21 protein-coding genes are annotated in these 21,642 nt (G+C 69.4%); 8 read left to right on the top strand and 13 right to left on the bottom strand.

Annotated elements, in window-relative coordinates; genetic code table 11:
* Positions 1 to 82 precede the first annotated feature (82 nt).
* Positions 83 to 2,050: an alpha-1,4-glucan--maltose-1-phosphate maltosyltransferase gene (locus tag AB0O93_RS04745; protein ID WP_363341840.1), complete on the top strand. Its 1,968-nt coding sequence runs from the start codon at positions 83 to 85 to the stop codon at positions 2,048 to 2,050.
* Positions 2,047 to 4,206 carry a 1,4-alpha-glucan branching protein GlgB gene (glgB, locus tag AB0O93_RS04740; protein WP_363341061.1) on the top strand — a complete coding sequence of 720 codons (2,160 nt, stop codon included), beginning with the start codon at positions 2,047 to 2,049 and terminating at the stop codon, positions 4,204 to 4,206. The genes AB0O93_RS04745 and glgB overlap by 4 nt, the downstream gene beginning before the upstream one ends.
* 76 nt (positions 4,207 to 4,282) lie before the next feature.
* On the opposite strand, the gene AB0O93_RS04735 is transcribed toward glgB, so the two are convergent.
* Together AB0O93_RS04735 and AB0O93_RS04730 are read right to left on the bottom strand one after the other, a co-directional pair.
* The gene (locus AB0O93_RS04735) at positions 4,283 to 5,218 is read right to left on the bottom strand and encodes a tetratricopeptide repeat protein (protein ID WP_363341059.1); all 936 of its coding nucleotides are present in this window, start codon (positions 5,216 to 5,218) and stop codon (positions 4,283 to 4,285) included.
* Positions 5,215 to 7,083, bottom strand: coding sequence for a glycosyl transferase (locus tag AB0O93_RS04730; RefSeq protein ID WP_363341057.1), 1,869 nt, complete (start codon positions 7,081 to 7,083; stop codon positions 5,215 to 5,217). The genes AB0O93_RS04735 and AB0O93_RS04730 overlap by 4 nt, the downstream gene beginning before the upstream one ends.
* Positions 7,084 to 7,257: 174 nt before the next feature.
* Between AB0O93_RS04730 and AB0O93_RS04725 the strand changes: the two genes are divergently transcribed.
* A complete protein-coding gene (locus tag AB0O93_RS04725; protein ID WP_363341055.1) occupies positions 7,258 to 8,322 on the top strand; it encodes an AI-2E family transporter in 1,065 nt (354 codons plus the stop codon).
* A 1-nt stretch (position 8,323) separates the two neighbouring features.
* On the opposite strand, the gene AB0O93_RS04720 is transcribed toward AB0O93_RS04725, so the two are convergent.
* The 9 genes from AB0O93_RS04720 to rpsB form a co-directional block, all read right to left on the bottom strand.
* Positions 8,324 to 9,043 (bottom strand): alpha/beta hydrolase, encoded by a 720-nt coding sequence (locus AB0O93_RS04720; protein WP_363341053.1) that lies wholly within the window; start codon positions 9,041 to 9,043, stop codon positions 8,324 to 8,326.
* Position 9,044: 1 nt separating this feature from the next.
* On the bottom strand, positions 9,045 to 9,332 hold the full coding sequence (locus tag AB0O93_RS04715; protein WP_363341051.1) for a hypothetical protein: 288 nt from the start codon (positions 9,330 to 9,332) through the stop codon (positions 9,045 to 9,047).
* A gap of 4 nt (positions 9,333 to 9,336) precedes the next feature.
* On the bottom strand, positions 9,337 to 10,092 hold the full coding sequence (locus AB0O93_RS04710) for a lytic transglycosylase domain-containing protein (protein WP_363341049.1): 756 nt from the start codon (positions 10,090 to 10,092) through the stop codon (positions 9,337 to 9,339).
* Between the two features lie 53 nt (positions 10,093 to 10,145).
* On the bottom strand, positions 10,146 to 10,700 hold the full coding sequence (locus AB0O93_RS04705) for a DivIVA domain-containing protein (RefSeq protein ID WP_363341047.1): 555 nt from the start codon (positions 10,698 to 10,700) through the stop codon (positions 10,146 to 10,148).
* On the bottom strand, positions 10,697 to 11,737 hold the full coding sequence (locus AB0O93_RS04700; RefSeq protein ID WP_363341045.1) for a phosphatidate cytidylyltransferase: 1,041 nt from the start codon (positions 11,735 to 11,737) through the stop codon (positions 10,697 to 10,699). Before AB0O93_RS04700 ends, AB0O93_RS04705 begins: the two co-directional genes overlap by 4 nt.
* 8 nt (positions 11,738 to 11,745) lie before the next feature.
* Positions 11,746 to 12,300 (bottom strand): ribosome recycling factor, encoded by a 555-nt coding sequence (frr, locus tag AB0O93_RS04695; protein WP_363341043.1) that lies wholly within the window; start codon positions 12,298 to 12,300, stop codon positions 11,746 to 11,748.
* 48 nt (positions 12,301 to 12,348) lie between these two features.
* A complete protein-coding gene (gene pyrH / locus AB0O93_RS04690) occupies positions 12,349 to 13,068 on the bottom strand; it encodes a UMP kinase (protein ID WP_053548317.1) in 720 nt (239 codons plus the stop codon).
* Between the two features lie 78 nt (positions 13,069 to 13,146).
* Positions 13,147 to 13,974, bottom strand: a complete 828-nt coding sequence (gene tsf / locus AB0O93_RS04685) for a translation elongation factor Ts (protein WP_363341040.1) — start codon at positions 13,972 to 13,974, stop codon at positions 13,147 to 13,149.
* Between the two features lie 89 nt (positions 13,975 to 14,063).
* On the bottom strand, positions 14,064 to 14,999 hold the full coding sequence (gene rpsB, locus AB0O93_RS04680; RefSeq protein WP_363341038.1) for a 30S ribosomal protein S2: 936 nt from the start codon (positions 14,997 to 14,999) through the stop codon (positions 14,064 to 14,066).
* A gap of 286 nt (positions 15,000 to 15,285) precedes the next feature.
* Between rpsB and AB0O93_RS04675 the strand changes: the two genes are divergently transcribed.
* Entirely contained in the window at positions 15,286 to 15,810 is a 525-nt protein-coding gene (locus tag AB0O93_RS04675; RefSeq protein ID WP_363341036.1) for a M23 family metallopeptidase, read from the top strand.
* 10 nt (positions 15,811 to 15,820) lie between these two features.
* Here AB0O93_RS04675 and AB0O93_RS04670 read toward each other — a convergent pair whose 3' ends face one another.
* Together AB0O93_RS04670 and AB0O93_RS04665 are read right to left on the bottom strand one after the other, a co-directional pair.
* Entirely contained in the window at positions 15,821 to 16,723 is a 903-nt protein-coding gene (locus AB0O93_RS04670) for a tyrosine recombinase XerC (RefSeq protein ID WP_363341034.1), read from the bottom strand.
* 62 nt (positions 16,724 to 16,785) lie between these two features.
* Positions 16,786 to 17,277 carry a DNA-processing protein DprA gene (locus AB0O93_RS04665; RefSeq protein WP_363341838.1) on the bottom strand — a complete coding sequence of 164 codons (492 nt, stop codon included), beginning with the start codon at positions 17,275 to 17,277 and terminating at the stop codon, positions 16,786 to 16,788.
* Between AB0O93_RS04665 and AB0O93_RS04660 the strand changes: the two genes are divergently transcribed.
* From AB0O93_RS04660 to AB0O93_RS04645, 4 genes are all read left to right on the top strand, one after another.
* Positions 17,276 to 18,775 carry a recombinase family protein gene (locus AB0O93_RS04660; RefSeq protein WP_363341032.1) on the top strand — a complete coding sequence of 500 codons (1,500 nt, stop codon included), beginning with the start codon at positions 17,276 to 17,278 and terminating at the stop codon, positions 18,773 to 18,775. The genes AB0O93_RS04665 and AB0O93_RS04660 overlap by 2 nt on opposite strands.
* Positions 18,776 to 19,063: 288 nt before the next feature.
* On the top strand, positions 19,064 to 19,294 hold the full coding sequence (locus AB0O93_RS04655; protein WP_363341030.1) for a hypothetical protein: 231 nt from the start codon (positions 19,064 to 19,066) through the stop codon (positions 19,292 to 19,294).
* A 395-nt stretch (positions 19,295 to 19,689) separates the two neighbouring features.
* Positions 19,690 to 20,598 (top strand): hypothetical protein, encoded by a 909-nt coding sequence (locus AB0O93_RS04650; RefSeq protein WP_363341029.1) that lies wholly within the window; start codon positions 19,690 to 19,692, stop codon positions 20,596 to 20,598.
* A gap of 87 nt (positions 20,599 to 20,685) precedes the next feature.
* Entirely contained in the window at positions 20,686 to 21,042 is a 357-nt protein-coding gene (locus AB0O93_RS04645) for a hypothetical protein (RefSeq protein ID WP_363341028.1), read from the top strand.
* Positions 21,043 to 21,642 lie beyond the last annotated feature (600 nt).

The raw sequence follows: 21,642 nt of genomic DNA, 5'->3' as shown, positions 1-21,642 counted from the left end.
CTGGCGAAGCGCAAGCTCGCTTCCCGTCTTCGACGCCCCGCCCCAGGCCAGAGGCGAGGCCACCCGGAGCGTCCGCATCCCGCTGGCGAAGCCCCACCCCTCCGTGCCCTGGGGGCCGTTCCGACCCAAGGCGTTCGCCGGCGAGGTCGTCCCCTTCACCGTGACGGCGTTCCGGGAAGGACACGACAGCATCGGGGTGCTGGTGCGCCTCACCGCGCCCGACGGCGACGTATCCCTGCACCGCCTGCGCGCTCTCGGCGACGGTTTCGACCGTTGGAGCACCGAGGTGGCGCTCGTCCAGCAAGGGACGTGGACGTTCCGTTTCGAGTCGTTCGCCGATGACTTCGCCACCTGGCAGCACGCGGCCGACCTCAAGATCGCGGCGGGCGTCGACGAACAGCTCATGCGCGAGATGGGCGCGCTGCTCTTCGAACGCGCCGGTGCCCAGAAGGGCCGCGCGAAGGCTGAGCGCGCACGGCTCGTCCGCGCCGCGGCCTCCTTGCGCGACGCGACCGTCGACCGCGACGGCGCACTCGCCGTCGTCCGCGACCCCGAGCTGGCCGCGGTGATGCACGCTCGGCCTCTCGCTTCTCTCCACACTGTGGGTGAACAGTACGAGCTCCTCGTCGAGCGCGACCGCGCCGGGTCCGGTGCGTGGTATGAGTTCTTCCCGCGCTCGGAGGGCGCGGAGGTCCTTGCGGACGGCCAGATCCGCAGCGGAACGTTCCAGACCGCGGTCCGGCGACTTCCCGCCGTCGCCGACATGGGGTTCGACGTGCTCTACCTGCCGCCGATCCACCCGATCGGGCGGATCAACCGAAAGGGCCGGAACAACACGCTCGACCCGCAGCCCGGTGACCCCGGCTCTCCCTGGGCGATCGGATCGGACGAAGGCGGTCACGACACCGTGCATCCCGACCTCGGGACCCTGGATGACTTCCGGGTGTTCGTGACGACCGCACGCGAGGCGGGGATCGAGGTGGCCCTGGACTTCGCTCTGCAGGCGGCGCCGGATCACCCGTGGGTGCGCGAGCACCCCGAGTGGTTCACGACGCTCCCGGACGGATCCATCGCCTACGCCGAGAACCCCCCGAAGAAGTATCAGGACATCTACCCGATCAACTTCGACAACGATCCGGCGGGCATTCGTGCGGAGGCGCTGCGCGTTGTCCGACACTGGATCGATCAGGGCGTGAAGATCTTCCGCGTGGACAACCCCCACACCAAGCCGTTGCAGTTCTGGGAATGGCTGATCGCGACGGTGAACGCCGAGCACCCCGACGTCGTTTTCCTCGCCGAGGCGTTCACCCGGCCCGCGGCGCTGCAGTCCCTCGCGTCGGTCGGGTTCCAGCAGAGCTACACGTACTTCACCTGGCGGAACACGAAGACCGAGCTCGAGGAGTTCCTCCTCTCGCTGGCGCAGGACACGGCGGACTTCCTCCGCCCCAACCTGTTCGTGAACACCCCCGACATCCTCACCGAGTACCTGCAGTTCGGCGGTCGGCCCGCCTACCGCATCCGTGCCGCGATCGCCGCGACCGCGGCTCCCACGTACGGTGTCTACGCCGGCTACGAGCTGTACGAGAACGTGGCACGTCCGGGTTCCGAGGAGAACATCGACAACGAGAAGTACGAGTACAAGGTGCGCGACTGGGACGGCGCCGTGGAACGCGGCGACTCCCTCGCGCCTTTCCTCGGGCGCCTGAACGACATCCGCAGGGCCCACCCGGCGCTCGGCCAGCTGCGCAACCTCCGCGTGCACTGGAGCGACGACGACGCCGTGCTGGTCTACTCCAAGCATCTCGACGGCGATCTGTCACCGAGCGGAAAGTCCGACACGATCATCGTGGTCGTGAACACCGACCCGCACTCCGTCCGAGAGACGATGGTGCATCTGGACACCACCGTGTGGGGTGTCCCCGCGGGCGACGCCTATGAGGTGGAGGATCTCCTCTCCGGTGCGCGCTGGACGTGGGCAGACCATAACTTCGTCCGTCTGGACGCCTTCACCGAGCCCGTGCACATCCTTCACGTCAAGGAGACCCGATGAGCGATCACGACCACGTCTGGGATGCCGTCGCCACCGGCTCGCATCACGACCCGCATGCCGTCCTCGGGTTGCACCCGGTAGCCGAGGGGTGGACGGTTCGCGCCCGACGCCCGCTCGCGGAGACCGTCACGGCGGTCTTCGCGGATGGGGAGCGCGTCGAGCTCGCCCACGTTCGCGGCGGTATCTGGGAGGGGCGTCGCGCCGCCGCGCCCGGCCCCTACGAGATCGAGGCGACGTACGACGGCGGCACCGTCCACGTCGCTGCGGACCCCTACGCGCACACCCCCACCGTCGGCGAGCTCGATCTCCATCTCATCGGAGAAGGTCGGCACGAGCAGCTGTGGAAGGTGCTCGGTGCTCACGTGCGCACCCAGGACAGCGTCCCCGGGACGGCTTTCGCCGTCTGGGCACCGAATGCGCAGGCCGTGCGCGTCGTCGGCGACTTCAACGGCTGGGACGGCCAGGGCCACGCGATGCGCTCGATGGGGTCCACCGGCGTGTGGGAGCTGTTCATCCCGGTGCTGGACGTCGGTGCCGTCTACAAGTTCGAGCTCCTCTCCCGCTACGGCGAGTGGGTGACCAAGGCCGACCCGATGGCACGGTGGGCGGAGGTCCCGCCGGCCACCGCGTCCGTCGTCACGCATTCGGACTACGTATGGCAGGACGCCGCCTGGCTCGAGGCACGGGCGCGGAGCACGCCGCTCAGCGCCCCCATGTCGGTGTACGAGCTCCACTTCGGCTCATGGCGCCCCGGACTCACCTATCGCGAGGCGGCCGAGGGTCTCATCGACTACGTCACCGCCCAGGGTTTCACGCACGTCGAGTTCATGCCGCTCGCGGAACACCCCTTCGGAGGGTCCTGGGGATACCAGGTCACCGGGTACTACTCCCCGACCAGCCGGTTCGGCACCCCGGATGACCTCAAGTACCTCATCGACCGACTGCATCAGGCTGAGATCGGCGTGATCATGGACTGGGTCCCCGGCCACTTCCCGAAGGATTCCTTCGCCCTCGCCCGGTTCGACGGCGAGGCGCTCTACGAGCACCCGGATCCGCGGCGTGGCGAGCACAAGGACTGGGGGACCTACATCTTCGACTACGGACGCCGCGAGGTCCGGAACTTCCTGGTGGCCAACGCCCTCTATTGGATGGAGGAGTTCCACGTCGACGGACTCCGGGTCGACGCGGTGGCGTCCATGCTCTATCTGGACTACTCGCGGGAGCCGGACGAGTGGGTCCCCAACGTCCACGGCGGTCGGGAGAACCTGGAAGCGATCTCCTTCCTCCAGGAGGTGAACGCCACCGCCTACAAGCGCTACCCGGGAATCGTCATGATCGCGGAGGAGTCCACCAGCTTCCCCGGTGTGACCGCCCCCACCGACCACGGCGGTCTCGGTTTCGGCTTCAAGTGGAACATGGGGTGGATGAACGACACGCTGCAGTACATCAAGCGTGACCCGATGTACCGATCGCATCACGAGGGTGAGCTGTCCTTCTCCTTCGTGTACGCCTTCAGCGAGAACTTCGTCCTGCCCATCAGCCACGACGAGGTCGTCCACGGAAAAGGAAGTCTCTTCACACGGATGCCGGGTGATCACTGGCAGAAGCTCGCCAACCTCCGCGTGTTCCTCGCGTACATGTGGTCTCACCCCGGCAAGCAGCTGCTGTTCATGGGGCAGGAGTTCGGGCAGATGTCCGAATGGTCCGAGGGTCGTTCTCTGGACTGGTGGCTGCTGGACCAGCCGTCGCACGCCGCACTCCAGCGGTTCGTCGGCAGCCTCAACCGTGTGTACCGCGAGCAGTCGGCGCTGTGGTCGCGCGACAGCGACGGCGCCGCCTTCCACCGGCTCGGTGCACCGAGCTGGAATCCCAACGTGATCTCCTTCGCGCGCCGCGACTGGCACGGCAATACGGTGGTCTCGATCTCGAATTTCTCGGGCGTCCCCGTCCACGGCTTCGAGCTCGATCTGCCGGAGCCGGGTGTATGGGAGGAGATCCTCAACAGCGACGCGGACGACTTCGGTGGATCGGGCGTGGGGAACTTCGGCGTCGTGCACGCCGGTGAGGGAGGACGTGCGCACCTGACGCTTCCGCCCCTGGGAGCGGTCTGGCTGCGCCACCGTCGCGAGGCGCACATCCCGACCCTCGCGGAATGAGGGAAGGCGGGGTGATGTCGGACATCGTCCGGCAGCACCCCGCCTCCACTCGAGCGGTGCGGGTGACCCCGATCGATCAGAAGAGCAGCGACGCGAGCCGTCCGCGCGCGCGGAGCACGCGCGGGTCGGTGTCGCCCACCAGACCGAAGTACTCCAGCAGGCGCTCTCGGAGCGGCCCGCGTTCCGCATCGGGAAGGGCCGCCATCAGATCGAGGAGACGCTCGAAGGCGTCATCGACGTGGCCACCCGTGACATCCAGATCCGCTACGAGCAACGCCGCCGGAACGTCGGAGGGGTCAGCCGCGGCGGCCGATCGCGCCTGCGCGAGGTCGACTCCCTGGACGCGGTCGAGCAGACGCACCTGCCCGAGTCCGGCCCGGGCGTCCGCGTCGCGGGGGTTCTCCGCCAGCGCCTTCTCGTACGCGGCGATGGCTCGCGCGTAGTCGCCCTCCTCGATCGCCGCGAACGCCTCCGCGTGCAGCGGCGGAAGGGGCGCCTCCGCGGGTTCGGTCTCCGCTCCGTCGCCATCCCCACGGGGAACGGTGCCGGTCACCCCGTGCTGGGCCGCCAGCTGGAGGAGCTGACCGAGCACCTCGCGGACCTGCTGCTCGGGAACCGCTCCGGTGAACAGAGGTACGGGCTGACCGCCCACGAGCCCGACGACCATCGGAATCGACTGGGCGCGGAACGCCTGCGCGAGCTGCGGATTGGCGTCCACGTCGACCTTCACCAGGACGACGCGCCCGTCGAGCTCCGTGACGACCTTCTCGATGACGGGGCTCAGCTGCTTGCAGGGCCCGCACCATTCCGCCCAGAGGTCGACGACGACGGGGACCGTTCGCGAGAGCTCGAGCACCTGCGCGAAGGTGTCATCGGTCGCGTCGAAGACGAGCGAGGGCGCCGGTGCGGCTGCCGGGGTCGCGCCCGCTCCGGGGGCGGGGCGCGCTGCGGCCTGGCGGAGGGACGAGAGGTCCACGGCGCCGCGGAGGGCGGCTGGGGAGAGATCGGTCACGGGATCACCTTCGCTTCGAGGATGTCGGACGCGTAGCCGAGCAGACGGATCCGTTCGCTGGATCCCTGACCGGGCACGTAGAAGAAGATCTGATCGCTGAACGTCGTCTCGAACCCCGTTGCAGACTGGTCCGCCCCCGCGAGGGTCTGCACCGTGGCGTTGTTGTCCAGCTTGATGACCGCGTCTTCATTGGTGGGTCGGACCTCGTCGCTCTCCCGAACACTGACGGCGACGATCGCGCCGCTCTCCAAGGTCGCGAGGGCATAGGGCGCGAATGCGCCCTCGGTGGACGAGAACGTGAGGCTTCCGGTGGACGCAGCGGTCTGGTTGAACTCCTCCAGGCGGCGTGCGCGGTCGGACGCGATGCTGGCGCGCAGCTGGTCGCCCTCCTCTTCGAACACCTCGAAGAACTCGCTGTCCTCTCCGTTGTTGATGACGTCCGCGTAAGCGGCTGCCACCTCCTCGGGGGGCATGATCAGGAAGGGAGAGTCCGGCTGCACCTGCGGCGCTCCGACATACGTGGGCGCGAGATCCGGCATCAGCGTGGAGGCTTCGAGGCTTCCCGCATAAGAGAGGAGGAAGTCCGACCACGGATCCTTCTGCGTCAGCACCATGATGCTGGAGGTGTTGGAGGATTCGTCGTCAGCGACGGCGAGGAAGGACCGGGGCCACCCGTCGAACGCTTGGGGCAGGATGATCTCGAGGGAGCCCGAGACGATGGGAGCGGGCGCGGCGTAGTCCGGGATCGCCCCGCGCAGCGTGTAGTTGGTCGCGCGGGCGGCGAGCATCGCTCCATCCAGCCGCGTGGCGGCGAGGTCCACGTCGAGCGCTGCATCGGCCTCACTGACGGTGTCGGCCACACGTTCCACGATGGTCTCAGCCTGGTCACGGGTGACCGCCGGCTGCTGCTGGCCCTCCGGCGCGATGACCGTCTGCGTCGGGGTCGGGGTGGGCGACGCGCCGAGCTGCGGCCATGCGTCTGCGGAGCATCCGGCCAGAAGGAGCAGGGAGACGCCGAGCGCGGGGGCGGCGAGGATCGGCCGGCGACCTCGTGAGAGCGCACGCCGCACGCCGCCGGCGCTGATGACACCCTTGCGCGAAGCGCTGTTCGAAAGATCGATGGGCTCCGTCACAGGGACGGGAAGTCCCTTGCGACGCGGCCCCTTCGAGCGGCGGACGTGTCGGATCGCGAGGAAGTACAGCCAGACGCCGACCGCCATGACGATCGCGCCGCCGACGATGAGGGGACCGGCCCACGGAGTGCGGTTGGTGATCGGCCATGTGACCGACAGCTGCGCCGGAGCTGCGGACTCGCCGTCGGCCGCGAGCAGCACGGAGAGGTCTTCCGGGATCTGGAGGGGGGTGACCAGGTCGTCGGTCTGCTCGTACTCGGCCAACCACAGGTCCGATCCGCGGGGATCGCGCGTCGCGGCGGCCGTATCAGGAACCTCGGCGTCCGCCGCATCCTCCTCGGTCGTCGCCTCGGGAGTCGCGCTCGGGTCGTCGCCGGCCGGCGAGTCCTCCCCCGCCTCCGCCGTGACCGCGGGTTCGATGTCGGTGGTGATGAGCACGCCCTCGTCGCCGACGGTGACGGCCGTGTACGCGGTGTCGGACAGCCAGGCCTGCATGTCCGTCGTCCGCCCGTAGGCGGCGAAGATCTCCCCCTCGCCGTCGGCGCGGAGCGTCTGCGCGCCGGGATACATGTTCATGACCGCACCGTCGACGAGCACATAGCGGGCCTCGCTGTCGATGACGGCGCTGGCACTCTGCGTCGTCGGCCCCTGGAAGACGGTGCGCTGAGCGATCCCGGCGCCGATCATCAGCGCCGCGAGGACGAAGGCCGCGACGGCCCACACGAAACGCACGGAGGAATCCTTCCCGAGCCGGCCCACGGGTCATCGGGCGACGGACTCGACGTTTCAGACTAGCGAAATCGACCTGAAAGCGTCCCGGGAGCACCCAATGCCCGTGTGTGGGGCCTCCCCTGCGTATTCTGACCACACGCGTCTGCGCGACGCCGTTCGACCCCTGGAGTCTCCATGAAGGTGCACAACCCGTTCCGCGTAGCGTTCGTCGCGACTCTGGGTGTCGGATTGGGGCTTCTGTTCATCGGCAGCATCCAGACGCTGTCCACGATCCTGCTCTACGTCGGCACCGCCCTGTTCCTGTCGCTCGGCCTCGACCCGCTGGTCGGGTGGCTCGAGCGGCGCGGGCTGCCCCGCTGGGCGGCCGTCCTGGTGACGATCCTCGGAGTGCTGGCCGCGTTCGCCGGGGTCATCCTCATCGTCGTCCCCGTGATCGTCGGACAGATCGCGCAGCTGATCGCCCAGGTGCAATCCGTGGTGGAGCGCGCGGATTGGGACCCGATCAGCGATGTGCGCGAGTGGATGGCGGCGTCCTTCCCCGCGCTCGATGTCGATCGGGTTCTGGCGTATGTGCAGGAATGGGTCGACTCGCTCGATCTCGGCGCCATCGGCAGCGAGATCGGCGGCGGGATCTTCGTCGTCGGGGGCGCCGTGATCGCCGGCCTCGCGGGAGCCTTCATCGTTCTGATCCTGACCATCTACTTCACCGCCTCCACGCCGAGTCTCAAGCGTGCGGTGTATCAGCTGGTCCCCGCCTCCAAGCGGGCCCGTGTGATCGACCTCGGGGAGCAGATCACGGACTCCGTCGGTTACTTCGTCATCGGCCAGGGAAGCCTCGGGGTGATCAACGGCGTCCTGAGTATGATCTTCCTCAGCATCATCCAGGCACCGTTCCCCGCCGTGCTCGCGGTGATCGCCTTCTTCTTCTCGTTGATCCCGCTGGTCGGCACCCTGACCGGCTCGACGATCATCGTTCTGATCTGCCTCGGTCTCGGATCTCCGACGACCGCGATCGTGGCGGCGATCTACTACCTGATCTACATGCAGCTCGAGGCGTATGTCATCGCCCCGCGCATCATGGGCCGCGCCGTTTCCGTCCCCGGCGCGGTCGTGGTGATCGCCGCGTTGGCCGGCGGTTCGCTCCTCGGACTCCTGGGTGCCCTCGTCGCGATCCCGATCGCCGCCAGCATCCTGATCATCTACCGCCAGGTGGTCATCCCCCGCCAGAACGAGCGGTGACTCAGGCGGTGGCGTCCGACCACTCCGTGGCGAGCGGCAGCGCACCAGGGTTCACGGCCGCGACGATCTCCGTGAGGACCCGTCGGGTCTGGTTCTCCCCGACCCACAGGTGCTTGCCCCCCTCGACGGCGATGAGCGTAGCGGCGGGAACGGACGCGAACCGCTCTCGTGCCTCGTCCGGACGCAGGTAGTCGTCGAACTCGGGGACGAGGATCACGAGCGGCCGCGGATCTCCGGCCCAAGCGGCGACGTCCTCGTCGGACGCCCGGTGCAGCGGCGGCGACAGCAGGATGGCGCCGTCGATCGCATGATCGCGCCCATACTTCAGCACCAGTTCCGTTCCGAACGACCACCCCACCAACCAGGGGTTCGGGAGGGATCGCGACGCGACGAAGTCCATGGCGGCGGCGACGTCGAACGCTTCGTTCCGGCCGCCGTCGAAAGCCCCCTCGCTGGTCCCTCGTGGGGAGGTCGTGCCGCGGGTGTTGAACCGCAACACGGCGAGGTCAGCGAGAGCGGGCAGACGACCGGCCGCTTTCCGGAAGATGTGAGAGTCCATGAACCCACCCGCGGTGGGGAGCGGATGACAGGTCACCAGGGTGGCGACCGGATCCCGGTCGTGCGGAACGGCGAGCTCGCCGACCAGGGTCAGACCGTCGATCGTCTGAAGTTCGATGTCTTCCCGGCGCGCGGGCAGAAGCATCGGTCCACGGATCTCCATCTCAGTTGATCCTCCAGCAGTGCGTGTGCCAGTGTCGGCGACCCGCCAGGTCGGCGGAGTCCCCCAGGATGCCCGCCGCTCGCCACACGACGACGTGCGCCGTCCCGGGGACGATGTCGTTCGGACATCCGGGACAGACGTAAGCCTTCTGCGCCTGCGCCGCCGAGATCGGCTGCACCGTCCACTCGACGCCCCGTTTCGACTCGGTGCGTCTGAAGCCCGCCAGCAGACGGGCGAAGGAATCGTCGTCGCCGGCGGGCTCGGGGCGGCGACGGTGGGAACGGGGCATGGGGTCAGTACCACCCGACGCTCTGAGAGTGCCCCCAGGCCCCGCACGGCGCGCCGTAGCGGGCGCCGATGTAGCCGAGGCCCCAGGTGATCTGCGTCGCCGGGTTGGTCTCCCAGTCGGCGCCGGCGGAGGCCATCTTGCCTCCGGGGAGCGACTGAGGGATGCCGTACGCCCCGCTCGAGGCGTTGTAGGCGTTCACGCGCCACCCGGACTCGCGATTCCACAGGGCGACCAGGCACGCGAACTCGTCGTCGTTCCAGCCACGCGCGATGACCATGTCGTACGCGATCGCCTGGGCCGAACCCGGATCGGGCGTGACGAACGGCGGCTGCCAGGCGGCCGACTCCACCGCCGGCGGACCTGCGGTCTCGACGGGGGGTTCCGGCTCGGGCTCGGGCGTCGGGGTGGGCGTGACGTAGACGGTGTAGTTCCCGCGATCCAGCACGGCGGGCTCGGGCGCGGCGTCGCCGCCGCTCTGCGCGGAGACCTGCGCGTCGGCCAGCGAGCTCGCGTAAAGGCTGACCGTCGAGGTCGTGGTCGTCGAGGGCGCCTCGGCGACGGCGAGGCCGGCAGGACCGATGGAGGCGGCTGCGAATCCCGTCACCGCGACGACGCCCAACACCGCGAGCACGTCACGACGGCGCGAGCGCCGCGGCGCAGAACGTCCCGTCTCTCGGGGCCGTGCGCCCGACGTCGGCGAGTCCGTGCGAGCCGCATCACGGTACGCGCGGCGCGTGGTCAGCTCGTCGGACGGGGTCACAATGCGCCGAGTCTACCGAGCGGTCACGGGCACTGTCACCCCGGCGCGGAGCATCACGAGACGGCCAGCATGACCTCGACGACCGCGTCGAGAACAGCGTCGACCTGGCCCTCGTGGTAGCCGCCGCGCTGCATGCGGAATGCGACCGAGCGCACCTGCTCGACGCTCACGGGAGAGCCGTCCTCGAGGTAGCGCGCGATCTTGTCCGCAACCAGGTCGACCTCGTCCACGCGGTAGCCATACCGCAGGATTCCGACGCGGCGGAACCGATGCCCGCGCGGGCGCGCGAGCCGATCGAGCACGACCTGTGCCGTCTCTCGGGTGCGGTCCACCCATCCCTCGACGCCGTCCGAAGAGAGTGCGGCCTCCCTCTCCCGCAGGGCGAAAGCGTCCTCGATGCGACCCAGGGCCGCGTCGACCGCCGCGATCACGTATCCCTCGCGCACGAGCGGGAAAGCAACCGCACGCACATCGGCCGCAGTCAGTCCGGCATCCGCGTCCTCGAAAGCAACGCGCGCGCGAGCGAGAAAATCCTCCACGGCGCCCTTGTCGTAGCCCCGGTCGCGGCCGCGCGTCTCGGGGAACATCGGGGACGACGTGTCACTCATGCGATCACCAGAGGGGAGAAGAGGTAGTACAGGGCCAGTGCCGCCATCGCGGACGGGAGGATCGAGTCCAGCCGGTCGAGGACGCCGCCGTGTCCCGGAAGCCACGAGCTCATGTCCTTGATGCCGAGATCGCGCTTGATCATCGATTCACCGAGGTCGCCGGCGGTCGCCGTGCCCAGAATCACCAGGCCGACGACGATGCCTGCCCACCACGGCAGGGACAGGAGGAAGACCGCCAGGAGCACACCGGCGATCACGGCCGCCGCGGCTGCTCCCGCGAAACCCTCCCACGTCTTCTTAGGGCTGATCTTCGGCGCCATCGGATGCCGTCCCCACGCCAGGCCGCTCGCGTACGCTCCGGTGTCCGCCGCCACGGCGATGATGACGAACGAGAGAATCCACCATTGCCCGCCCTCCTGCCGGAGCAGGACGACGCAGAGGCTGGCGAAGAAGGGGACGTAGAGCTGCACGAACGCGGAGACGAGAGCATCCGAGAGGATCGCGCCTCCGGGGCGCCCGTCGTCGGCGACCATCTGGCGCAGGAGTCGCCACACGACCACGAAGGCCACCGCGGCGAACACCGTCACCCAGTGCAGCCACGGGTCGAGGATCGCGGGCAGGAGCACCAGGACCGTGCCCGCGACCAGTTGCGGGACGAGGTCGACGCGGCGACCCGAAGCGGACAGCGCACGGGAGAACTCGAAGACCCCGAGCAATGCGGCCCCGAGCGCGAAGACGAGGAAGAACCACTTCACGAAGAGCAGGGTCGACAGGACCACCGCGCCGATCGCGAGGGCGATCACGATCGCCAGAATCAGATTGCGTCCGGTGCGCTGCTTGATCCGCTCATTGGCCTCTTCGAACTCGGCCCGCGCGTGCGCGACATGGCTGTCGAACTCGCTGCGTGCGGCGCGCACGTGAGCCTGGAACGCCGCGGACGGCTCGCCGGCCTCGCGCGCACGCGCAGCCTGCCGGCGGGACAGCGGCGGAGCCGGCTCCCCCGGCACTTCCGCGGGGCCACCCGAGCGATCGGACATGGCGTCGGTCAGACTTCCAGAAGCTCTGCTTCTTTGCGCTTGAGCGCCTCATCGATCGCGTCGACGTGGGCGCGCGTGAGTGCGTCCAGCTCCTTCTCGGCCCGGACGAGCTCGTCTTCGCCGACCTCGGACTTCAGCGCGTCGAGGTCGTCCTTCGCCTTGCGGCGGATCCCGCGGACATGCACCTTCGCGTCCTCGCCCTTGGTCCGTACGAGCTTGACGTACTCCTTGCGACGCTCCTGAGTGAGCTCGGGCATCGTGACCCGGATGATGTTGCCGTCGTTGCCCGGATTGGCTCCGAGGTTCGGCGCGTCGCGGATCGCCTGCTCGATCGCCTTCAGCGCCGACTTGTCGTAAGGGGTCACGACGATCGTGCGCGCCTCGGGCGTGTTCAGCGAGGCCAGCTGGGCCAGGGGCGTCGACGAACCGTAGTAGTCGACCATCAGCTTCTGGAAGAGCTGCGGGTTCGCCCGACCCGTGCGAACGGTGGAGAAGTCCTCCTTCGCCGCTTCGACGGCGCGATCCATGCGCTCTCCGGTTTCAGCCAGGACGTCCGCGATCACAGTGTCTCCTTCGCGTTGGGGTCGGTTCAGTCTACTCAGCGGGGCGCGTCACGCCGTGACCAGCGTGCCGATGGAGTCGCCGAGAAGGGCGCGCGTGACGTTCCCCGCGGGCTCCATGCCGAACACCCGCATGTCCATCTTGTTGTCCATGCAAAGGCTGAAGGCTGTGGAATCGACGACCTTCAGCCCACGCTGGAGCGCATCGAGGTAGGTGATCCGGTCGATACGGGTCGCGGACGCGTCCTTCTTCGGGTCGGCCGTGTAGACGCCGTCGACGCCGTTCTTCGCCACCAGCACCTCGGACGCGCCGATCTCCAGAGCCCTCTGGGCGGCGACGGTGTCGGTCGAGAAGTAGGGCAGACCGGCCCCGGCGCCGAAGATCACGACGCGGCCCTTCTCCATGTGCCGCTCGGCGCGTCTGGGGATGTACGGCTCAGCCACCTGCGTCATCGAGATCGCGGACTGCACGCGCGTGGCGGCACCCGCCTGCTCGAGGAAGTCCTGGAGGGCCAGTGCGTTCATCACGGTCCCGAGCATCCCCATGTAGTCGGCGCGGCCACGGTCCATTCCTCGCTGGCTGAGCTCTGCGCCGCGGAAGAAGTTGCCCCCTCCCACGACGATGGCGACCTCGACCCGATCGACCGCTTCGGCGATCTCCCGCGCGATCTGACCGACCACATCGGGGTTCACGCCCAGCTGGCCTCCGCCGAACGCCTCGCCGGAAAGTTTCAACAGGACGCGGCGGCGCCCGGTGGACTCACTGATCAACGGTCTTCCTCTCGTCTGACGACAACCTACGGCATGACAAGGGCCCGCATCGGCGAACGATGCGGGCCCTTAGGCGAGTCAGGCGCCGACCTTGAACCGGGCGAAGCCGGTGAGCGTCAGACCTGCGTCCTTGGCGACCTGAGCCACCGACAGCTTGTTGTCCTTGGCGTAGTCCTGATCGAGCAGCGACACCTGCTTGAAGAACGCGTTGACACGGCCCTCGACGATCTTCGGGAGGGCGGCCTCCGGCTTGCCCTCGTTGCGGGAGATCTCGGTGACGATCTCGCGCTCCTTCTCGACATCGGCCTCGGGGACCTCGTCGCGGGAGAGGTAGCTCGGGTTCGCGAACGAGATGTGCTGCGCGAGGCTCCGCGCCGTCTCCGCGTCATCGCCCGTGTAGGCGAGCACCACGCCGACCTGGGGAGGCAGGTCCTTGCTGGTCTTGTGCAGGTAGATCTCGAACTTGTCGCCGGCGAGGGTCGCCACGCGACGGAGCTCGACCTTCTCGCCGATGATCGCGGCCTCGTCGGAGATGAGCTGCGCGACGGTCGACGAACCGGCGGGAGCGGCGAGAGCAGCCTCGGCCGAGTCGGCGTGCGCGGCGGCCGCGGCATCCAGGACCTGATCGGCCAGCGCGATGAAGCGGTCGTTCTTGGCGACGAAGTCCGTCTCGGTGTTCAGCTCGATGATCGTGACCTTGCCCTCGAGCTCCTTGGCCGCGACGAGACCCTCGGAGGTGGATCGGTCGGCGCGCTTGGCGTTGCCCTTCGCACCCTTGAGGCGCAGGATCTCGACGGCCTTCTCGAGGTCGCCGTCGGCCTCCTCGAGCGCCTTCTTGGTGTCGACCATGCCGGTGCCGAGCTGCTCACGCAGCGTCTTGATGTCGGCGATCGTGAAGTTTGCCATGGGTGGCGGCTCCTTGTTTGGTGACGGTGTCAGATGCCGCGGCGGGGCGTCGTGAAGACGCTCCCGCCGCGGCGAAGGGATGGACGTGCTTACTTGGCTGCTTCGGCGTCGGTCGCGGCCTCTGCGCCCGCGGCGTCGGCCGAGGACTCGGTCGCGGCCTCGCCCTCGACGGCCTGCTCGTCGGCGACGGCCTCGTCAGCGGCCTTCTCGGCCTCGGCGACATCGGCGACCGCCTCGGTGGCGGCCGAGGACTGCTCCGGCGCGCCCTGCTCGAGCAGCTCCCGCTCCCACTCGGCGAGCGGCTCGGCGGCCTGCTCCGCCTCGCCGGCGGGCTGGTGACGCTGGATGAGCCCCTCGGCGGCGGCGTCGGCGATGATGCGGGTGAGAAGGCTCACCGAGCGGATCGCGTCGTCGTTGCCGGGGATCGGGTACTGGAACTCGTCGGGGTCGGCGTTGGTGTCCAGGATACCGATGACGGGGATGCCGAGCTTCGTCGCCTCGTTCACGGCGAGGTGCTCGCGCTTGGCGTCCACGACCCAGATCGCCGACGGCGTCTTGGTCATGTTGCGGATACCGCCGAGCGACTTGTGGAGCTTGTCCAGCTCGCGCTTCTTGAGCAGAAGCTCCTTCTTGGTGAAGCCGCTCTCCGCCGGGTTGTCGTAGTCGAGCTCCTCGAGCTCCTTCATCCGGGCGAGACGCTTGGACACGGTCTGGAAGTTGGTCAGCAGACCACCGAGCCAGCGCTGGTTGACATAGGGCTGGCCCACGCGCGTCGCCTGCTCGGCGAGGATCTCCTGAGCCTGTTTCTTGGTGCCGACGAACAGGATCGTGCCGCCGTGGGCGACGGTCTCCTTGACGAACTCGTAGGCCTTGTCGATGTAGCTCAGCGACTGCTGCAGATCGATGATGTGGATGCCGCTGCGCTCGGTCAGGATGAAGCGCTTGACTTTCGGGTTCCACCGGCGGGTCTGGTGTCCGAAGTGAACGCCGCTGTCGAGCAGCTGGCGGATGGTGACGACGGCCATGGCCGTACTCCTTGTCTGGGCGTTGTCGCCCCTTGCGGTTGTTTCGCACCGAGCCGGTGGCCGGTGTCCCTGGTGCCCGGCGCACTCCCACCCCGTGAAGGGACCGAGGGGAGGAACGCCACGTGCGGCTGGCCGCACGTTCGGGCACGCGTAGTCATCCCGACGAGCGGGATGCGTCTGCCAGTGTATCAGCCGGCCCTCCTCCCCCACGGCGCACCGGGTCGACCTTTCCACCGAATCCGGCAGACGCCGTCGACGAGCGGATCCCGGGACGCAGACTGCTCACATGACCGCCCATGCGCTCCGCACCGTCCTCGTGACCGCCTCCGTCCTGCTGGCGCCGATGCAGGGGATGAGCCCGGCGGATCCCCCTGATGCCGACACCGCTGTTCCCGCACCTGCCGCCGGGTCATGGACGTGGCCGGTCTCCCCTGCCGCCCTCGTCCGCCCGTTCGAACCGCCGGCTCACGCGTACGCACCGGGGCATCGAGGGATCGACATCGGGTCGACGCCGGGGGCCCCCGTCCATGCGCCGGCGGCGGGCATGGTCGTCTTCGCCGGCCACGTCGTCGATCGCCCGGTGATCTCGATCGACCACGGCGACGGAGTGGTGAGCTCGATGGAGCCGATCGACCCGACGGTCGAGGCGGGCGATGTCGTCGACGCCGGTTCGCGGATCGGATCCGTCACTCCCGAAGGTCACGGAGCACCCGGGCGGCTCCACCTCGGCATCCGCGTGCAGGGCGCGTACGTGGACCCGCTCTCTCTGCTGTCCTCGCCCGCGCGAGCCGTACTTCTCCCGTGCTGTTGACGCAGGGCCCTCACGCCCGCGGATGGGCGCGGCGATAGCTCGCGTGCAACCGCTCGGTCGAGACGTGCGTGTAGATCTGCGTCGTGCCGAGGCTGGCGTGACCCAGCATCTCCTGCACCGCGCGCAGGTCGGCCCCGCCGTCGAGCAGATGCGTGGCCGCCGAATGACGGAGCGCGTGCGGGCCGGCGGTGCGCCCGATCTCGTGGCCGAGCAGCCGCGACACGACGTCGTACGCCGAGCGGGTGTTCAACCGCGCCCCTCGCGCCCCCAGGAACAGCGCGGAGCCCGCGACCCCCGCGCCGCGTTCCGCCAGTGCGGGGCGACCCCGCACCAGGTAGGCGGCGAGGGCTTCCGCAGCGGCGTCGCCGTAGGGAACCACGCGGTCCTTCCCGCCCTTTCCCGATACCCGGACGGTCTGTCGTCCGGCGTCCACGGCGTCCAGGTCGAGACCGCACGCCTCCGCGACCCGCAACGCGGAGGCGTAGACCAGCTCGACGAGGGCATGGTCGCGCAAGGCGATCGGATCTCCGCCCTCGGCTCGACGGGCGAGCTCGCCCAACACGCGGCCCAGGGTGTCCGCCGCGGCGACCCGCGGCAGGGTGCGGCCCCTCCGTGGTGCGGTCAGCCGAAGGCTCGCGTCGGCGCCCACACGCCCGGTCTCGACGGCCCACGTGAAGAATCCCCGGACCGACGCGATCCGGCGGGCGAGGGTCGCGCGGGACGCGCCCCGTTGCGTGGCCGCCCAGAGCCAATCCCGCAGGTGGTCACGGGTGACGTGGGCGAGCGGCACCTCCGGGAGCCACCGTTCGAGATCGACGAGATCGGAGCGGTACGCACGCAGCGTGGCATCGGCGACGCGGCGCACGGAGGAGAGATGGGCGAGATACTCCTCGACGGCGGCGTGCACCTGCATGAGGTCCACTATCGCGCACCGCGCGTACGCGGGTCCGACCGCCGCTCCGGACGCACGCGGGTTCATCCACCCCGGAGCCAGCCGTTCAGGGTCCGACGTGCCCGGCCTTCCAGTTCCAGCATGCCCAGGCATCCCGTCACGTCGGCTTCGGCAAGACCCGTGTGCCGCGCTATGGCGGTGACGCTGCGCGGCGTGCGCGAGCTCAGAGCGTCCCGCACCCGTAGGGAATCGGTGTCGACGGACGTCGCGTCGGCAGTCGCGCGCTCCGACGGCGGATCGGCGGGGAGGGCCCCGATCAGGTCCGCGACGTCGTCGACCCCGGTCACGCAGACCGCGTCGTACTCGCGGAGCAACCGATGACAGCCGGCCGACGCGGCGCTGGTGACGGGGCCGGGGACGGCACCGAGGGGACGGCCGAGTGCCGATGCGTGACCGGCGGTGTTCAGCGAGCCGCTCCGCCAGCCGGCCTCGACCACGACGGTCGCCGCCGACAGAGCGGCGATGAGCCGATTCCGCTGCCAGAAGTGCGAACTGTGTCCTAGTCTGCCTGGTATGGAGTCGACACGCGCGGGCCTCTACGTTCGGCAGTCCCTCAAACGGGACGAAGGCATAGACCGGCAACTGCGCCGCTGCCGCTCGCTGGTAGATGCCCGCGGCTGGGCCGAGGCGGACGTCTACAGCGACAACGATACGAGCGCGACCAAGGCCCGCAACGCGGACACCCAGTGGGCGCGCCTGCTGGCCGACGCCGAAGCCGGACGGATCGACGTCGTCGTGGCGGTCAACCTGGACCGGCTCGCGCGCAGCGTTCACGACATCCTGACGCTAAGCGCTACCGGCGTAGGGATCGCGACGCTAGAGGGCGACCTGGACACGACGACCGCCGACGGTAAGTTCCGGGCGCAACTGCTCGCGTCGCTCGCTGAGTTCGAGACCTCCCGCAAACGGGAGCGGCAGGAACGGGCGAACGCCGACCGCGCCGCCCGCGGACGCCCCAACCCCGGGCGCCGTCGCTACGGCATGCAGCCCGACGGCCGTACACCCGTCCCCGACGAAGCCGCGATCGTCCGGCGGATCTATGACGCCGTCGCGGACGGTCGCAGCCTGGGCAGCATCGTGCGGGAACTGCAGGCTGAGAGCGTCCCGCCGGGTACGGCGTCGTCATGGTCGAATCGCCAGGTGCGCAACATCGCGATGAATCCCGCCTACCGCGGCGCCGTCATCCACCGCGGTGTGGCGTACGACTCGGATCACGTCGCGCCGATTGTGGATCGCGAGGTCTGGGACAAGGTGCAGACCGTCCTGAACGACCCCACGCGGCGCACGACGCCGGGGAACAGCCCGAAGCATCTGCTGTCGAGCATCGCGACGTGCGCCACGTGCGGCGCGACGTTGTTCTACCGCAACGCCTACATCTGTCGCGCCTCGGCGGCCCACTGCTACATGGTCGAGGAACAGGCCGACGCCGCGGTCCGCGAGGGCGTCGCGACGGCGGTACTGGAGATCGGCGAGATCCAGCGCAGCGCGGGGGGCGGTAACCACTCGGTCCTGGTCGCCGAGCATGCTCGGCTGACCCGCGCCCTCACCGCCACCGCCGAGGACCGAGACATGGGCATCCTGCCCCACGACGTCGCCCGTGAGCGCCTGCGAACCCTGACCAGCGACCGGACCGCCATCGAGGCGGAACTGCAGGCGGTACGCGCGGCGCAGGCCGCCGACGCCATGCTGGTGGACCTGCTCCAGGATCTGCTCGGCGACGCGCGCACGATCTCGGTCGCCGACGTGGACGCGATCCGGGTCGCCATTCTCGACCGGTACGACGCCCTCGACTTCGACCGCAAGCGCGAGGCAATCCGCGGGCTGGTCACGGTGAAGATCCACAAGGGCCGGGCGCCCGATCGCATCGTCGTCACGACGAACTTCGACCGGGCCGCGCCGGTCGACCCCGAGGCCGACCTGACCTCCGTCCTCTCCGGGATGACCGGCGAAGGCGAGTCCCGCGGTCCCGGACGCTCACCCCGGCGCGCGCCGCGGGAGGGCCGCGAGGCCTGATCGGCGCCGGTGGGGGGGCGCCATGTAGGCGCCGCGACGGGCGCCGGGGTGGCTGCTGACCGGTCCCGGCGCGCTGCAGGTGACGAATGTGACGGTTGTGACGTCACTCTCTATTACTTCTTCTAGAAGACCTCTCTTTAGGGCGGGATATAGAGAGGGCGTCACTTTCGTCACATTCGTCACCTGGGCCTGCGCCGGGCGCGCAGCGCTCCCCCTCACGGCGGGATGGGCAAGCGGACCGTATTCCTAATGGAACCGCACGTTGCACATTCCTAGAACGGTGACCCAATGACGCTGCACACCAAGACATGCCCCGCGTGCGATCAGCCCTTCCAGGCGGCGCGCAGCCACGCCGTCACCTGCTCCCCCGCCTGCCGGATGCGACGTGTTCGCGCAGCCCTCGGCGTCCAGCGCGAGCGCCTCGCCGCCGACGCTGCTGCCGCCGCAGAGACTGACGACGTCGCCGAACTTCGCCGCATCGCAGCGGCGACCGCCGCCCTGCTCACGAAGGCGGCCTGACACTTCCCCTGCCTGGTTCCGCCCCGCGGGCCAGGACAGGGACGCCCCGGTAGACGCCACGACCCCGACGGGGGTAGGTGCATCGCCGGGCATCCTCGCGCGCCCATGGGCGATCAGCGAGGCGCGTGTAAACGACATGACCCGACGGGGCCGTGTCCGCAACCGCCCACCGGGCGCCCGCCAGGCGCCTCTGTGCGGCCCTCACAGGCCGCACGACCTCCCCACGGTCACCGGATCAGATCCGACGCGACAGGCGCGCGTCAGCCGCTGATCCACGACCCGAGGACCCCCACACGACGTCAGCCGCAGGTCGGCAAGAGGGCGTCACCACACCAGGCGTGTGCCATCCAACTCACACGACGCCACCGCGTCACTTCCCCATCTGGAGACACACCATGAGCAACACCATCCTCGAACGCCTTCCCGACGTCGCGACCATCGCGGCGCGGGTCGTCGGCGTGGACCTCAACCTCGCCGCCCTGATCAGTCGGGACGTCGAGGCCGATTTCTCGGCAGGCAAGGGCGCGACGATCCGGATCCCGGTTCCCGCGGCGATCCCGACCCGCACCCGGGGGATCTACGACACGACGACCACGCTGGTCGCCGACGACCTCGAAGAGCAGTACATCGAGGTCACCCTGTCGGACCACCTCTACAACCTCGCGATCCTCTCCGAGGGCGACCTGTCCCTGGACATCGCCGACTACGCGGCTCAGGTCCTGCGCCCGCAGGCCCGTGCGATCGCGACGAAGATTGAGGCGCTGACCGCGTCGGCCATGACCGCCGTCCCGGCGACGACATCGATCACCTACGCGGCGGCCACCCCGGCCAAGGCGTTCACCGCCGCCCGGCGTGTCCTGCGCAGCAACGGCGTGCCCGGCGAGGTTCCCCTGCAGGCCGCTGTCGGGTCCAACGTCTACGCCGACCTGCTCGACGCGCCGACCGGTTCCGGGTTCGACGCCGACGGGACGGTCCGCGGGTTCACGGTCACCGAGTCCACCCGACTCGATGCCGACGACATCGTGGCGTTCATCCCGCAGGCGTTCTCGCTGGTCGTCCGCGCCCCGCTGGTGCCCGCTGGCGCCAGTTACGGCGCGTCGATCAAAACGCCCGTGGACCGCGAGGGCTCCGTCCCGTTCGCAATTCGCGTCGTGAACGACTACGACAGCGGCGTGGCCGCTGACCGCTCGCTGGTTTCGACCTTCGCCGCGGTGACGCCGCTGCCGCTCCCGGTCGACCGGGAGGACGGCACCGTCGATCTCGTCGAGCACGGCGGCGTCGTCCGCCTCGCGACCGGCGCGTAACGCCCACGCCTGGCCCCAGCCCGGCCGCTCGCCACGGCTGGGGCCAGGCCCCGCCCCAACTCACCCCATCCCGAAGGAACGACACTCATGGTCCCCACCCGCGCCACTGACGAAGCCCGCGCCGCATTCGTGCAGGCCGTCCGAGACAACGACATCCTGGCAAGCCTCACCAGCACCCCCGACGCCGACCTGATCCAACTCGGCGCAGGCCTCGCCGTTGAGGCCTACGAAGGTCGATGGGGCGCAGCCGTCGCGATCGCGCAAGCGTTCTACCGCATCCCCGCCGACGTCCTCGAACTGCTCGCCGCCGCCTACCTCGCCCACGTCGCGCCGGGAATGGGCGCCGCCCTTCTCCTGCGACCAAACGAAGCGACCATCGCCGACCTGCGCGGCATCCTCGCCCGCGCGGGCCACAACTACACCACGGGCCACCGCGCCCCCTAACCTCCCCGTGACATCGCCGTCACGCTCACACGTCCCCCGGCACCTAATCCGTGTCGCAGGGGGCCACGACCCGCAGTGGACCGCGGGTCGTGTTCTCGCGCGGGGTTTCCGTTCCCCCGGCGGCGAGGGCACGCGCGGGTTGGATGCCCCGACGGCGTGAACATGCGGTGCCCAGGGGTGGGCGACGCGGCATGTACACCGGCGCCCCGGCCTCTGGTTCCCTCCTGGAACGGCAGAGGCCGGGGACGCCCCTGGCGCCGCCGCTAACCCTCGCACCCCACCGCCCGCCGACGCCCAGCGCGGCCATCACAGCGGCCGACGACAGGCCCCCTCGATCAGCCGGGCGGAAACATACCCCCCCTATCAATGCCCCGGGTGCTGGCCCCCCGGCAAGTACCACCGGGGGGTGCCGGTTCCGCTCGCCCGGGTGACGTCCCGCTGTGTGGTGGATTTTCTCAACACCGTGCGGGTCAGCTGTTGTGATTATGCCGCGGTCAGTTCTGGGATCGCCACCTCCTCTTCGGTGGTGTCGAGGAGTTTCATGGAGTGCTCGCTGAAGTATCGGCGGTCGGCGCCGTCCCATTCGTCGTGTTGCTCGAT

Source organism: Microbacterium sp. NPDC077184 (assembly GCF_040687055.1).
Classification (GTDB): domain Bacteria; phylum Actinomycetota; class Actinomycetes; order Actinomycetales; family Microbacteriaceae; genus Microbacterium.
Note: the sequence above shows the minus strand (reverse complement) of the source record. Positions and strands in the feature narration are given on the sequence as shown.